The sequence below is a fragment of the Thermoactinospora rubra genome, assembly GCF_002093975.1.
Taxonomy (GTDB): Bacteria; Actinomycetota; Actinomycetes; order Streptosporangiales; family Streptosporangiaceae; genus Nonomuraea; species Nonomuraea rubra_A.
Genome location: NZ_KZ084335.1, coordinates 31653 through 44498, shown reverse-complemented (window position 1 = coordinate 44498; position 12846 = coordinate 31653). Strand labels below are relative to the sequence as shown.

Here is a 12846-nt window from a genome sequence, read left to right as displayed (position 1 = left end):
ACTGGCAAGATGCGCACATGCTCGACAGACTCCGTACGGCTGCCGCCGCCCGCCGCGAGGCCGGCCTGACGCGCACGCTGTGGCCTCGCACGCCGGACTTCGACGGCCTGCTGGATCTGGCCTCCAACGACTACCTGGGCCTGGCCCGCGACCCGCGGCTCATTGAGGCGGCCGTGGAGGCCACGCGGGTGTGGGGCACGGGCTCGACCGGCTCGCGGCTGGTGACCGGGTCCACTCGGTTGCACGAGCGGCTGGAGGAGTCGCTGGCGGACTTCTGCGGGGCGGATCGGGCGCTGGTGTTCTCCTCCGGGTACCTGGCCAACCTGGCGGCGGTCGCCACGCTGGGCCGGGGGGCGCTGGTGGTGTCCGACGCGGGCAACCACGCCTCCATCGTCGACGCCTGCCGCCTGGCCCGCTCGCGGGTGGTCGTGACGCCGCACAAAGACGTCGAGGCCGTCGAGAAGGCTCTGGCCGGCCGTGAGGAGGAGCACGCCGTCGTCGTGACCGACGCCGTCTTCTCCGTCGACGGCGACCTGGCGCCCGTCGCGGAGCTGTCGGAGGCGGCGGTACGGCACGGCGCCATGCTCGTGGTGGACGAGGCCCACGCGCTCGGCGTCGTCGGCGAACATGGCCGCGGCGCGGTGCACTCAACCGGGCTATTTCGGGAATCTCACATTGTGAGAACCCTCACACTGTCCAAATCGCTCGGGTCCCAGGGCGGGGCGGTCCTCGGCGCGCCGGAGGTGATCGAAACATTGATCGACACGGGACGCTCCTTCATCTTCGACACCGGCCTGGCGCCGGGCCCGGTGGCGGCGGCACTCGCGGCCGTCGATATCCTTCGGAACCAGCCCGAACTGCCCGGATTCGCCCGTGCCAGGGCGAGCGAGCTGGCCGCGACGGCACGCGAGCTCGGCCTGGAGACGAGCGAGCCGGCGGGTGCGGTGGTCCCCGTGGTGCTCGGCCCTCCCGAGGCCGCGCTGCGGGCGTCCGCCACCTGCGCGCAGCACGGAGTGCGCGTCGGATGCTTCCGTCCGCCTTCGGTGCCCGTCGGCCGCTCTTGCCTGCGGTTGACCGCGCGGGCCAATCTGAGTTCCGATGATCTCGCGGTGATCAGACACGCCCTCACCGCCGTGGCAGAGAGCAAGGTGAGCGCGTGACGGAAGAAAACCCCCGAGTTCCGAAGTACTACGACGTCAAGCGGAACCTGCTGGAGCTGACGAAGTCGCTGCCGGCGGGGGCGTCGTTGCCGCCCGAGCGGACGCTCGCCGTCCGGTTCGAGACCTCCCGCACCACCGTGCGGCAGGCGCTGTCGGAACTGGTGGTCGAGGGGCGGCTCATCCGCATCCAGGGCAAGGGCACCTTCGTCGCCCAGCCCAAGGTCGCCCAGGTGCTGCAGCTCAGCTCCTACATCGGCGACCTGCGCAACGCCGGGCTGGAGCCGGACACGAAGATCCTGGAGATCGGGTACATCTCGGCGGATGAGACGCTGGCGCGGCGGCTGGCCATCAACCCGGGCGGGCGGGTGCTGCGCATCCACCGGCTGCGGCTGGCCAACGGGGAGCCGGTCTCGATCGACACCACCCACCTGTCGGCCCGGCGCTTCCCCCGGCTGCGCAAGGAGCTCGAGGTGCACTCCGGGTTGTATGAGACCCTGCACAACGCCTACAACGTGCGGCTGACGGACGCCGAGGAGATCATCGAGACGGTGCTGGCGACACCGTACGACGCGCAGATGCTCGGTGTCGACGTGGGGCTGCCGATGTTGCTGCTGACCCGGCACGCCTTCGACGCGGAGGGCAACCCGGTGGAGTGGGCGCAGTCGCTGTATCGAGGGGACCGGTACAAGTTCGTCACGCGGCTGCGCCGGCCGTAGGCCGCTCCCGCAGAGGGGCCTACCCTTACCCCCATGAGCGTCCTGGTGGTCACCGGAACCGACACCGGTGTGGGCAAGACGGTCGTCACGGCCGCCGTGGCCGCGTTGGCGAGGCAGCGCGGTGCGACGGTGGCCGTGGTGAAGCCCGGCCAGACCGGCGTCCTGCCCGGCGAGCCCGGCGACATGGACGAGGTGGTGCGCCTGGCGGGCGTCACCACGACGTTCGAGCTGGCGCGCTTCCCCGACCCGCTGTCGCCCGCGGCGGCGGCGCGCCGGGCGGGCCTTCCGCCCGTGTCGCTGCGGCACGCGGCCGCCCGGATCCGCGAGCTCGCCGAGTCCCACCGCCTGGTCCTGGTCGAGGGCGCGGGCGGCCTGCTGGTCCGCTACGACGAGGAGGGCGCCACCATCGCCGACCTCGCCCGCGACCTGGGCGCCCAGGTGCTGGTCGTCGTCCGGCCGGGCCTGGGCACGCTCAACCACACAGCGCTGACCCTGGAGGCGCTGGCCCACCGCGGCCTCGACCTGGCGGGCGTGGTGATCGGCTCCTGGCCGCGCGAGCCCGGCCTGGCCGAGCGGTGCAACGTGGCCGACCTGGAGATGCTGGCCGCCCGGCCGCTCGCCGGCGCCCTCCCGGCCGGCGCGGCCCGCGCCGAGGGCTTCGCCTCGATCGCCAGGACCGGCCTGGCCCCCGTCCTGGGCGGCTCGTTCGACCCCGCCGCCTTCCGCCGTACCTTCACTGTCGCCCCCTGAACCCCCGCCCCTAAGCTTGTCCCCCGTGACGGACATCCTGGAGATCGCCCGCGCCCAGGTCCTCGAGCGGGGCGTCGGCCTCGACCTCGACCAGGCGCTGGAGTGCCTGCGCCTGCCCGACGACCGGCTGCCCGAGCTGCTCGCCCTCGCCCACGAGGTGCGGATGGCCTGGTGCGGCCCCGAGGTGGAGGTCGAGGGAATCGTCTCGCTGAAGACGGGCGGCTGCCCGGAGGACTGCCACTTCTGCTCGCAGTCCGGCCAGTTCTCCTCGCCGGTGCGGGCGGTCTGGCTCGACATCGACGAGCTGGTCAAGGCCGCCAAGGAGACCGCCGAGACGGGCGCGACGGAGTTCTGCATCGTCGCCGCCGTGCGCGGCCCCGACCGCAGGCTCATGGACCAGGTACGGCGGGGCGTGGCGGCCATCAAGGAGGCCGTCGAGATCAACATCGCCTGCTCCCTGGGCATGCTCACCCAGGAGCAGGTCGACGAGCTGGCCGGGATGGGCGTGCACCGCTACAACCACAACCTCGAGACCGCCCGTTCCCACTTCCCCAACGTCGTGACCACCCACACGTGGGAGGAGCGCTGGGACACCTGCCTGATGGTCAGGAAGGCCGGGATGGAGCTGTGCTGCGGCGGCATCATCGGCATGGGCGAGAGCCTCGAACAGCGCGCCGAGTTCGCCGCCCAGCTGGGCGAGCTGGAGCCCGACGAGGTGCCGCTGAACTTCCTCAACCCCCGCCCCGGCACGCCGTTCGCCCACTACCCGCTGGTGGAGGGCAAGGAGGCGCTGAAGACCATCGCCGCCTTCCGGCTGGCGCTGCCGCGCACGATCCTCCGGTACGCCGGAGGCCGCGAGCTGACGCTCGGCGACCTGGGCACCCGCGAGGGCATGCTCGGCGGCATCAACGCCATCATCGTCGGCAACTACCTGACCACGCTGGGCCGTTCCCCCGCCGAGGACCTGGCGCTGCTCGACGACCTCAAGATGCCGATCAAGGCGCTGTCGCAGACGCTCTAGCAGCCGGCCTGGGGCAGCGCGCACACCTTGCCGGCCATCTGGTTCGCCCAGCGCAGCACGTTCTTGAACTGCTTGGCCGGCAGCCGCCTGGTCGGCACGGCCGTCTCGGCGTAGAGGAAGACGACGGCGCCCTTCCTGGCCACCACGGCCACCTGGCCGCCCTCGAAGTAGCGGCTGCCCGACCGCAGGGCCTCGTCGCCCAGCTTCAGCGGCTTGCTGAAGTTGAGCGCCCGGTTGTGGCCCTTGCCGATGTCGGCGCACTTCTTGAGGTCGGCGCGCAGCCGGTTCATGGCCTGCCTGGCCTGGCCGGCGTCGCGGTAGACGACGAGCTGTTCGGCTTTGCCGTACACCTCGTCGGTGAAGCCGACGGTGCGGGCGGCCACCCGGGCGGCCTCGTCCGCGCGCTTGCGCCAGCAGGGGTTCACCAGCAGCGGCCTGCGGACGTCGCCGGAGACCTGCCAGCTCTGCCACTCCTTCCTGGGTCCCTTGGCGGCCTTCTCGAACAGCAGGAAGTCCTGCGGGATCACCGGCGCCAGCAAGGTCACGGCGACGGCGGCATTCGTCAACATCGTCATCATGCTTGAGGTAGACGCGGGACGCGGGCCGCCGGTTCGGTGATGATGCAGGTATGGCGAAGGCGATCGAACAGCCCGTTCCCGGGATCACGGTGGGACACGGGCTGCTGGCCCGCTCCGGCGGCGCGGTGCAACCGCTCGACAAGGTCGTGCACGACGGTGACACGATCAACATCGCGGCCGACGGCAACTTCGGCGTCCGCATGCTCGGCGTGGACGCCCCCGAGGTCAGCTTCGAGCTGCCCAGGCATCCCGACTTCCCCGACGACCCGAAGGGGTTCGCGAAGATCGGCCACCCGGCGTGGACCCGGTTCCTGACCGACCCGTTCGCCGCCGGCTACCCCGAGCTGACCCTGCGTGCCGCGCTGCGCGACCACATGCTGACCAAGGTGGGCCCGGAGGCCGGTCCCAACCACGCGCACCACGCCGCCCCGGCGACCCAGGCGCTCAAGGACATGATCCAGGGCGACATCGCCGAGCAGGGGCTCACCGGGGAGACGTTCAAGCTGCGGCTGGCGTTCGCGCACGAGATCCTCGACCGGTACGGCAGGCTGCTGTGCTACGTCAACCGGGAACAGCGGCAAAGGCCCCGGCCCGACCCCTACAACGAGCGGCTGCTGGCGGCCGGGCACGTCGTGCCGTACTTCATCTGGCCCAACGTCGACCCCTTCGTCCGCCAGGAGGGGCGCGTGGCCGACGCGGTGCCCGCGCCGGGAAGCGCGCATGCCGTCGCCGAGGCGGGCGCGCTGGGCCGGGCGCGGCAGGCCGTGCGCAAGGCGCGGCAGGAGGGGCTGGGGCTGTGGAACCACGCGGGCCCGCTCGCCGTCCTGCCCTTCGAGCTGCGCTTCCTGGCCCAGCGGCGGGCTCCCGATCGCTACGTGATGGACCTGTCGGACGACGCCCGCGAGCTGCTGCACCCGCAGAGCTACTTCCGCATCCCGCATCCGGAGGACCGGCTGTTCGTCAACGCCGAGCACGCTCCGCTGTTCCGGGAGAAGGGCTGGTCCGTCCCGCCACTGTAGTTTCATTCGGTAACCGGCTGGTAGGTTCCGGGCATGGAGTCCGCGAAGCACGCAGGCGACGCCGCGGTCGCCGTCTCGAAGGCCTATGGCGTCCAGACCATGTTCACCCTGTCCGGCGGCCACGTCTTCCCGCTGTATGACGGCGCGGTGCACGAGGACATGCGCATCCTCGACGTGCGCCACGAGCAGAGCGCCGTCTTCGCGGCCGAGGCGACCGCCAGGCTGACCAGGAAGGCCGGGCTCGCCGTGCTGACGGCCGGTCCGGGCATCACCAACGGCGTGAGCGGCATCGCCACCGCGCACTTCAACGGCTCGCCGGTCGTGGTGATGGGCGGGCGCGCGCCGCAGTCCCGCTGGGGCAGCGGCGCCCTGCAGGAGCTGGACCATCCGCCGCTGCTGGAGCCGATCACCAAGCTGGCCTTCACCTCCTCCGGCGCCGACGCCGTCGGCCAGGACGTGGAGCTGGCCTTCCGCACCGCGCTCGCGCCCCACCGCGGCCCGGTGTTCGTCGACTTCCACATGGACCACCTGTTCGCGCCCGCCGCCGGGCACGCCGCCGAGCCGCTGACGCCCTCGCCGCTGGAGCCCGACCCCGACGCGGTGGCGCGGATCGCCCGGCTGCTGGCCGAGGCCGAGCGGCCGGTGCTGGTGCTCGGCTCGGACGTGTGGATGGACCGCGCCGAGGAGGCCGCCCGCGACTTCGCCGAGGCCTGGCGGCTGCCGGTGATCCCCAACGGCCAGGGCCGCGGCGTCCTGCCCGCCGGTCACGAGCTGCTGGTCACCCGGGCCCGCGGCATCGCCTTCGGCCAGGCCGACCTGGTGATCGTGGTCGGCACGCCGCTGGACTTCCGCCTGGCCTACGGCTGGTTCGGCGGCAAGGAGGGGGCGCCTCTGGCCCGCGTCGTGCACATCGCCGACGCGCCGTCGCAGCTTGCGACCCACATGCAGCCCGCCGCGTCCGCCTCGGGCGACCTGTCGCTGGTCTTCTGGAGCCTGGGCGCGGCCTGCGGCGACGCGGGCGTCAAGCCCACCCGCTACGCCGACTGGGTGACGCGCCTGTCCGAGGCCGCGGCGGCGGCGATCGCGCAGGACGCCGAGCTGCTGGCCGCCGAGTCCGACCCCATCCACCCGATGCGCATCTACGGCGAGCTGGCCAAGGTGCTGGCCGACGACGCCGTGGTCATCGGCGACGGCGGCGACTTCGTCTCCTACGCGGGCAAGTACGTCGAGCCCAAGCGCCCCGGCAACTGGCTCGACCCCGGCCCCTACGGCTGCCTCGGCACCGGCCTGGGCTACTCCATCGCCGCCCGCGTGGCCCGCCCGTCCTCCCAGGTGGTGCTGCTGCTCGGCGACGGCGCGGCGGGGTTCTCGCTGATGGACGTCGACACCCTGGTACGGCACCGCCTGCCGGTGGTGATGATCTGCGGCAACAACGGCATCTGGGGGCTGGAGAAGCACCCGATGCGGATGCTGTACGGCTACGACGTGGCCGCGGAGCTGCAGCCGCACTGCCGCTACGACCAGGTCGTCACCGCGCTCGGCGGGGGCGGCGAGCTGGTCACCAAGCCGTCGGAGATCGCTCCCGCGCTGCGCCGGGCGTTCGACTCCGGCGTGCCGTACATGGTGAACATCGCGACGGACCCGGAGATCGCCTACCCGCGCACCACGACGGGCGTCTAGGCACCGTGCGGACCGGGTGAGCGGACGTCACGCCGAGCCGGCCGGAGAGGCTGGACGACCAGCGAGACCAGTGACGCGGTCCCGCCCACGGCCGACAGGCCGAGGGCCCGGCGCTCGGGGAAGAAGAGGTCGGTGATGACGGTCCGCCCGTCGTCGCTGAAGACCTCCACCGAGCACGCGTCCACGTAGGCGGTGAACCGGATCCTGCCGTCCCGGAGCACGGCCGTGCCCCCGTGGCGGCCGGCCGTGACGGGGCCGGGTCCGCGCTCGGCGAACAGCTCTCCCGTCCGCGCGTCGTATCCGATCACGATGGCGCCGTCCCCGAGGACGAGCCCTGCGCGCTCGGCCGTACCCGGCTCGAACTCCGCGGTCACCTCCAGCGCGCCCTCGTCCAGGTGGCCGAGCAGCGGCACGTCGCCCCTCACTTCGAGATCGCCGAACGTGAACGGCTCGCCCGCGCGCAGGTCGCGAACCGCCGCGACGGGGCGCTGCGCCAGCCAGGTCCGCCCGCCGGCGGTGACGAGCGACAGCTCGCGGGAGAGGGTCATGGCGCCGCGCCAGGGATGGGTGGGGATGGCCGCGGCGTCACCCCAGTTGGCCATCCAGCCGATCAGGCAGCGCCGTCCCTCCGGCGTGCCCTCCCAGGTGGCGGCGGCGTAGAAGTCGCGGCCGACATCGGCCCAGGAGCCCGAGGCGTCCTCCGGCGTGAAGGTCACGCCGTCGAAGTCGCCGACGAAGTACTGCACGCCGGAGCCTCCGGCGGGGCCGCCCGGGTTGACGCTGACCAGCATCACCCACCTGGATCCCCCGCCCTCGAGGGGCAGCCGGAACAGGTCCGGCATCTCCCACTCGCCCAGCGTCGCCCCGGCGGGGCCGAAGTCGCTGAGCCAGGTCCACGCCTTCAGGTCGGCGGACCGGTACAGGGCGATCCGCCGCTCGGAGCACCGCGCGATCGCCATGATCCAGTAGCCGCCCTCGGCGTACCAGAACACCTTCGGATCGCGGAAGTCCTTGGAACCGATGTCGAGGACCGGATTGCCGCGGTAGCGGGTCCAGGTCCGGCCACGGTCGGCGCTGGAGGCGAGCGCCTGCGTCTGGACGCCGGTCCGCTGGCAGCTCGCGGTGTAGACGGCGACCGCGGCGGACCTGCCGAAGCCCGCGGTGCCGTGCTCGTCGATCACGACGCTGCCCGAGAAGACGTGCTCGTCCTCGGTCGCCGGGATGGCCGTGCCGAGTTCCTCCCAGTGCACCAGGTCGGGGCTGACCGCGTGGCCCCACGACATGTTGCCCCACTGATCGCCTTCAGGGTTGTACTGGTAGAACAGGTGATATTCGCCGTCGTGCCAGACCAGCCCATTGGGATCGTTCATCCAGTTGCGCGCGGGCGTGTAGTGGATCTGCGGGCGGTACGGCTCGCGCCGGGGCAGGGAGCGGTGGGACAAGAACTCTCCTCGAACGGTGGAAACGTGGTCAGCCCTTCACGGACCCGGCCGTGAGGCCGCGCACGAAGAACCTTTGCAGCGACAGGAAGAACAGGACGGGCACGACCATCGACACCAGACCGCCGGCCGTGACCAGCTGCCATCCCTGGCCCTGCTGGCCGATGAGGGCCTTGACCGCCACCGTGATCGGCTGGTTCTCCCCCGGCCCGACGAAGACCAGCGCCACCAGCAGGTCGTTCCACACCCACAGGAACTGGAAGATGGCGAAGGAGGCCAGGGCCGGCACGGACATCGGCATGATGACGCGCCAGAACGTCGTGAAGTGGCTCGCGCCGTCGATCCTCGCCGACTCGAGCACCGACCTGGGCAGGGTCGCCATGTAGTTGCGCAGGATGTAGATCGCCAGGGACATGCCGAACCCGATGTGGGCCAGCCAGGCGGCCGGGAACGTCCCGGTGAGACGCAGGTCGCCGTACAGCTGCAGCACCGGGACGAGCGCCACGTAGTTGGGCACGACCAGCAGGCTGACGATCAGGATGAACAGCGCGTTGCGCCCCGGGAAGCTCATGAACGCGAACGCGTAGGCCGCGAACGCCGCGATGAGGAGCGGGATGAACGTGGCGGGCAGCGCGATGGCGAAGCTGTTGACGAACGCCTCGTCGAGGTTGGCCTGGGCGATGACCTCGCCGTAGGCGTCGGTGGTCAGGCGGGCCAGGGAGGCGGGGTCGGTGAGGACCGTCCACCAGCCGCTGGTGTTCGCGTCGTCCTTGGTCCGGAAGGACGTGACGAGCAGGCCGACGGTGGGGAGCAGCCACAGCGTGCAGACGAACGCCATCGTGATCTTGGCGATCACGGTGGCCTCGCCCCGGGTGCGCGCCGGGCGCCGCGCCGCCTTCCGGTGCAGGGCGGGACGTGTCTCGGATCGGGTGGCGACGCTCATCGTCCCGCCTCCTCGGCGCGGAACTGCCGCACCTGGTAGATCATGATGGGCACGATGGCGATCATCAGCATGACCACGATCGCCGCCGCCCGCCCGTTGTGGAAGTTCGTGAACAGCTCGTTGAAGAACTGCACGCCGATGACGTTGGTGTCGAAGTCGCCGTTGGTCATGACGTAGACGATGTCGAAGAGCTTCATGACGCCGATCGTCACCGTGACGAAGACCGTGATGATCGTCCCGCGGATCTGCGGGACGATCACCTTGCGGAAGATGTGGAACTCGCCGGCCCCGTCGATCCTGGCCGCCTCCAGGGTCTCGGCGGGCACGCTCTTGATGGCCGCCGACAGCAGCACCATGGCGAACCCGACCTGTGCCCACAGCAGCATCACCATGAGCTCGAGGCTGTTGAACTTGAACTGGCTGATCTGGAGCCAGTTGACCGGCTCCATGCCCAGGCCCGTCACGATCGCGTTCTGCAGGCCGATCTGGGGCTCTCCCGGCGGGTTGGCCGCGTAGACGAAGCGCCAGATGGTGCCCGCGCCCACGGCGGAGATGGCCATGGGCATGAAGACGGCCGTCTTGGCCAGCTTCTCGGCGCGCGGTTTGAGCCGGTCGGCGAGGACGGCGATGCCGAGCCCGAGACCGATGGTGGCCGCGGGCACGATGACGATCCACAGGAGCGTGTTGACCAGGGTGGAGCGGAATCCCGGCGATCCCAGGAGCGAGGTGTAGTTCTCCACCCCGACGTAGGCGGTGCTGTCGGCGTTCGCGAAGCTGTAGTTGACCGTCTGGATCGCCGGGTAGATCAGGTACAGGCAGATCGCGAGGAAGGCCGGGCCGATGTAGAGGTACGGCTTGAGCCACGCCTCCCATCGGCCCGGCAACAGCTCCGCCAGCCGGTTGAGGACCCAGAACAGCAGCAGTGCGCCGCCCACTCCCGCGACGACGGCCAGGATGGCGTTGATCGTCTTGACCAGCATGGCGTTGCTCCCAGGGTCAGTTGGCCGGCCAGCTCGCGTCGATGGACTTCAGCGCCTCGTCGGTGGTCTGCTGGCCGCTGATCCAGGAGGTCATGGCCTTCCAGAACGTCCCGGAGCCGACCGCTCCGGGCATCGCGTCGGACCCGTCGAAGGCGAACGAGGTCGAGCCGTAGGCGATCTCAGCGATGTCCCGGATGGTCTTCGACGGGTAGTGGGAGACGTCGAAGTCCTTGTGCGGGGACAGCCACGCCCCGGTCTTGGCCCCGGCCGCGCCGAAGTCCTTGGTGCTCATGTACTGCAGGACCTTCTTGGCGGCCTCGTTGTCCTTGCTGAACAGGCCCGCCAGGTCGCCGCCGCCCTCCACCGGGTTGTCCCCGCCGGCGGTGGCCGGGGGGAATCCGAAGACGCCGAGACGGTTGTCGATGTCGGCCAGCACGTCGTCGGGGAAGAAGCCCTTGGCCGCGACGAAGTTGCCCTGCTTGAACAGGTAGCAGCCGGGCGGGTTGCGGAACATGGGGTTGCCCGCCGTGCCGAAGGCGTTGCTGGAGATGGACTTGCGCCCGCCGAGCACGTTGCCCTCGGTGAAGGCGATCTTCTCGAAGGTGCCGGCGGCCTGCCGTACCAGCGGGGAGTCGAAGGGGATCTTGTGCTCGACCCACTGGTTGTACTTGTCGATGCCTCCGTACTTGAGCACCAGCTCCTCGATCCAGTCGGTGGCGGGCCAGCCGGTGGCCGGGCCCGACTCGATGCCCAGGCACCAGGGGATCTTCCCATCGGCCTTGATCTTGTCGGTGAGCTGGAGAAGCTCGGGGATGGATTTCGGGATCGGGTAGCCGGCCGACTCGAACGCCTGCTTGGGGTAGAAGACGAGGCTCTTGACGTTCATGCTGACCATGAGCCCGTAGAGCTTGCCGTCATGGGTGCCGGCCTCCAGCGTCCCGGCCGACATGCTGCTTTTCAGCGTCGGCAGGTCGAGGATGCCGTCCAGCGGGGCGAGTCGTCCCTTGGCGGCGAGGTCCTTCATGATGCCCGGCTGCGGGAACAGCGCGATGTCGGGCAGGTTGTTGCCCTGTACCCGGGTGACGATGAGCTGGTTGAAGTTGTCGGCGGGCGACCACTTGATCGTGATGCCCTGCTGCTTGGCGTACGGCTCCAGCGACACCTTCAGGGCCTCCAGGCCGTCGCCGGTGAGACCGGTCATGATCTCCACGGTCTTGTCGCCGCTGCCGCCGTCGCGGCCCGCACTGCTCGCCGTCGAGCCGCCGTCGTTGAGGCAACCGCTCGCGAGCAGCACGGCCGCCGTGGCGGGCACCAACGTCGTGATGAGTTTCGTCCGTCGCATCTGTGACTCCTTGTACTGCCGCGGGGGCTCGACGACGGGCTAGTATTGACGCGCGTCAAAAAGTGACGCGCGTCAAAGATAGAAATAGTCCGCGTGACATCTGAACCACCAGGCGGTTACAGATGCGTAACGTTCATCCCCGATTGGTCTCCACCCGACATCCGCAGGACACTTGGCACATGGTCACCAGAGCCGACGTCGCCCGCCTCGCCGGAGTCTCCACCGGCACCGTCTCCCACGTGATCGCGGGCGCCCCCTCCATCCGCCCGGAGACCCGCCAGCGGGTCCTCGCCGCGATGGAGCAGCTCGGCTACACACCCAACGCCATGGCGAGTGCCTTGGCCGGTGGCCGCAGCCGGATCATCGCCATCGTCTTCCCCTCCGAGCCGCGCACGATCGTCGGGACGGACATGGAATACATCCTGGCCGCCACCGAGGCCGCCAGGAAGCGCGGCTTCCACGTCGTGCTGTGGACCTCCGGCTGTGGACCTCCGGCTCGCGCGACCTGGACGGGCTGCGCCAGCTGGCCAGGACCGGGCTGGTCGCGGGGTTCCTGCTCATGCAGGTCGCCCTCTCCGACCAGCGGGTGCGGCTGCTCACCTCGGCCGGGATCCCCGTCGGGCTGATCGGGCGCACCCGCAGCCCCGACCGCCTGCCCTACGCGGACGCGGACTTCGACCAGATCGCCGGCCTGGTGATCGACCACTTCGCCGAGCTCGGGCACCGGTCGATCGGCATGCTGAACGCGCCGTACGAGCGCGGCACCCGCGGCATCGGCGCGGCGGTGCGCTTCGCCGACGCCGTCCGCAAGACGTGCGCCGAGCGCGGGCTCGAGTGCGCCATCGTGGCCGGCGAGCACACCATCGCGGCCGGAAGGGCGGCGCTCCGCTCACTCCTGGAGACCGCGCCGCACACCACGGCCGTCATCTCCTACAACTGGGAGGCCACCCTGGGTGCGATGCGGGAGGCGCGCGCGCTCGGCCGCCCGATACCCGAGCGGCTGTCCCTGGTCTTGTGCTCCAACGGCGAGCCGGAGTGGACCGACCCGCAGCTGACCTCGGCCACCCCGCCCGCCCGGGAGATCGCGGCCGCCGCGGTGGAGGCGCTCATCGACCATCTCACCGCCCCCGACGCCCCGCCCGCGCAGCGGCTGGTGCCCAGCGTGCTGGTGGCACGGCAAAGCACCGCGCCCGCGGTCCGGCCCTGACCGTCCCGCCC

At 70.9% G+C, this 12846-nt stretch carries 12 protein-coding genes and 1 pseudogene; 8 read left to right on the top strand and 5 right to left on the bottom strand.

The window, feature by feature from the left end; genetic code table 11:
- Positions 1-17 precede the first annotated feature (17 nt).
- The 4 genes from BSB02_RS14585 to bioB are packed head-to-tail and all read left to right on the top strand — an operon-like array spanning position 18 to position 3647.
- Positions 18-1160 (top strand): 8-amino-7-oxononanoate synthase, encoded by a 1143-nt coding sequence (locus BSB02_RS14585; RefSeq protein ID WP_084959333.1) that lies wholly within the window; start codon positions 18-20, stop codon positions 1158-1160.
- Complete coding sequence (locus tag BSB02_RS14580) at positions 1157-1876, top strand: GntR family transcriptional regulator (RefSeq protein WP_084959332.1); 720 nt, start codon at positions 1157-1159, stop codon at positions 1874-1876. The genes BSB02_RS14585 and BSB02_RS14580 overlap by 4 nt, the downstream gene beginning before the upstream one ends.
- A gap of 33 nt (positions 1877-1909) precedes the next feature.
- Entirely contained in the window at positions 1910-2626 is a 717-nt protein-coding gene (gene bioD, locus BSB02_RS14575) for a dethiobiotin synthase (RefSeq protein WP_084959331.1), read from the top strand.
- Between the two features lie 25 nt (positions 2627-2651).
- The gene (gene bioB / locus BSB02_RS14570) at positions 2652-3647 is read left to right on the top strand and encodes a biotin synthase BioB (RefSeq protein WP_206184693.1); all 996 of its coding nucleotides are present in this window, start codon (positions 2652-2654) and stop codon (positions 3645-3647) included.
- Here the strand turns inward: bioB and BSB02_RS14565 are convergent.
- A complete protein-coding gene (locus BSB02_RS14565; protein WP_084959329.1) occupies positions 3644-4216 on the bottom strand; it encodes a hypothetical protein in 573 nt (190 codons plus the stop codon). The two genes, bioB and BSB02_RS14565, sit on opposite strands and share 4 nt — an antisense overlap.
- A 59-nt stretch (positions 4217-4275) precedes the next feature.
- Between BSB02_RS14565 and BSB02_RS40570 the strand changes: the two genes are divergently transcribed.
- Entirely contained in the window at positions 4276-5244 is a 969-nt protein-coding gene (locus BSB02_RS40570) for a thermonuclease family protein (RefSeq protein ID WP_084959328.1), read from the top strand.
- A gap of 33 nt (positions 5245-5277) precedes the next feature.
- Positions 5278-6924: an acetolactate synthase gene (locus BSB02_RS14555; protein ID WP_084959327.1), complete on the top strand. Its 1647-nt coding sequence runs from the start codon at positions 5278-5280 to the stop codon at positions 6922-6924.
- On the opposite strand, the gene BSB02_RS14550 is transcribed toward BSB02_RS14555, so the two are convergent.
- Genes BSB02_RS14550 through BSB02_RS14535 form a run of 4 tightly spaced genes read right to left on the bottom strand, consistent with a single transcriptional unit; the run spans position 6921 to position 11628 of the window.
- Positions 6921-8366, bottom strand: coding sequence for a glycoside hydrolase family 32 protein (locus BSB02_RS14550; RefSeq protein WP_206184692.1), 1446 nt, complete (start codon positions 8364-8366; stop codon positions 6921-6923). The genes BSB02_RS14555 and BSB02_RS14550 overlap by 4 nt on opposite strands.
- A 28-nt stretch (positions 8367-8394) precedes the next feature.
- Complete coding sequence (locus BSB02_RS14545; RefSeq protein ID WP_084959326.1) at positions 8395-9306, bottom strand: carbohydrate ABC transporter permease; 912 nt, start codon at positions 9304-9306, stop codon at positions 8395-8397.
- Positions 9303-10286, bottom strand: coding sequence for a carbohydrate ABC transporter permease (locus BSB02_RS14540; RefSeq protein ID WP_084959325.1), 984 nt, complete (start codon positions 10284-10286; stop codon positions 9303-9305). Before BSB02_RS14540 ends, BSB02_RS14545 begins: the two co-directional genes overlap by 4 nt.
- Before the next feature lie 16 nt (positions 10287-10302).
- Positions 10303-11628, bottom strand: a complete 1326-nt coding sequence (locus BSB02_RS14535; protein WP_084959324.1) for an ABC transporter substrate-binding protein — start codon at positions 11626-11628, stop codon at positions 10303-10305.
- Between the two features lie 122 nt (positions 11629-11750).
- On the opposite strand from BSB02_RS14535, the pseudogene BSB02_RS43510 reads away from it, so the two are divergent.
- Together BSB02_RS43510 and BSB02_RS41440 are read left to right on the top strand one after the other, a co-directional pair.
- Positions 11751-11891, top strand: a pseudogene (locus BSB02_RS43510) (LacI family DNA-binding transcriptional regulator); the annotation flags it as partial.
- Between the two features lie 206 nt (positions 11892-12097).
- Positions 12098-12835 (top strand): LacI family DNA-binding transcriptional regulator, encoded by a 738-nt coding sequence (locus BSB02_RS41440; protein WP_158088629.1) that lies wholly within the window; start codon positions 12098-12100, stop codon positions 12833-12835.
- Positions 12836-12846: the final 11 nt, after the last annotated feature.

Excerpts from the sequence above, each read along its gene's own strand:
- BSB02_RS14585 (WP_084959333.1), top strand. The coding sequence starts at position 18 with ATGCTCGACAGACTCCGTACGGCTGCCGCCGCCCGCCGCGAGGCCGGC.
- BSB02_RS14540 (WP_084959325.1), bottom strand. The coding sequence starts at position 10,286 with ATGCTGGTCAAGACGATCAACGCCATCCTGGCCGTCGTCGCGGGAGTG.
- BSB02_RS14555 (WP_084959327.1), top strand. The coding sequence starts at position 5,278 with ATGGAGTCCGCGAAGCACGCAGGCGACGCCGCGGTCGCCGTCTCGAAG.
- bioD (WP_084959331.1), top strand. The coding sequence starts at position 1,910 with ATGAGCGTCCTGGTGGTCACCGGAACCGACACCGGTGTGGGCAAGACG.
- BSB02_RS14535 (WP_084959324.1), bottom strand. The coding sequence starts at position 11,628 with ATGCGACGGACGAAACTCATCACGACGTTGGTGCCCGCCACGGCGGCC.
- BSB02_RS14545 (WP_084959326.1), bottom strand. The coding sequence starts at position 9,306 with ATGAGCGTCGCCACCCGATCCGAGACACGTCCCGCCCTGCACCGGAAG.
- BSB02_RS40570 (WP_084959328.1), top strand. The coding sequence starts at position 4,276 with ATGGCGAAGGCGATCGAACAGCCCGTTCCCGGGATCACGGTGGGACAC.
- BSB02_RS14565 (WP_084959329.1), bottom strand. The coding sequence starts at position 4,216 with ATGTTGACGAATGCCGCCGTCGCCGTGACCTTGCTGGCGCCGGTGATC.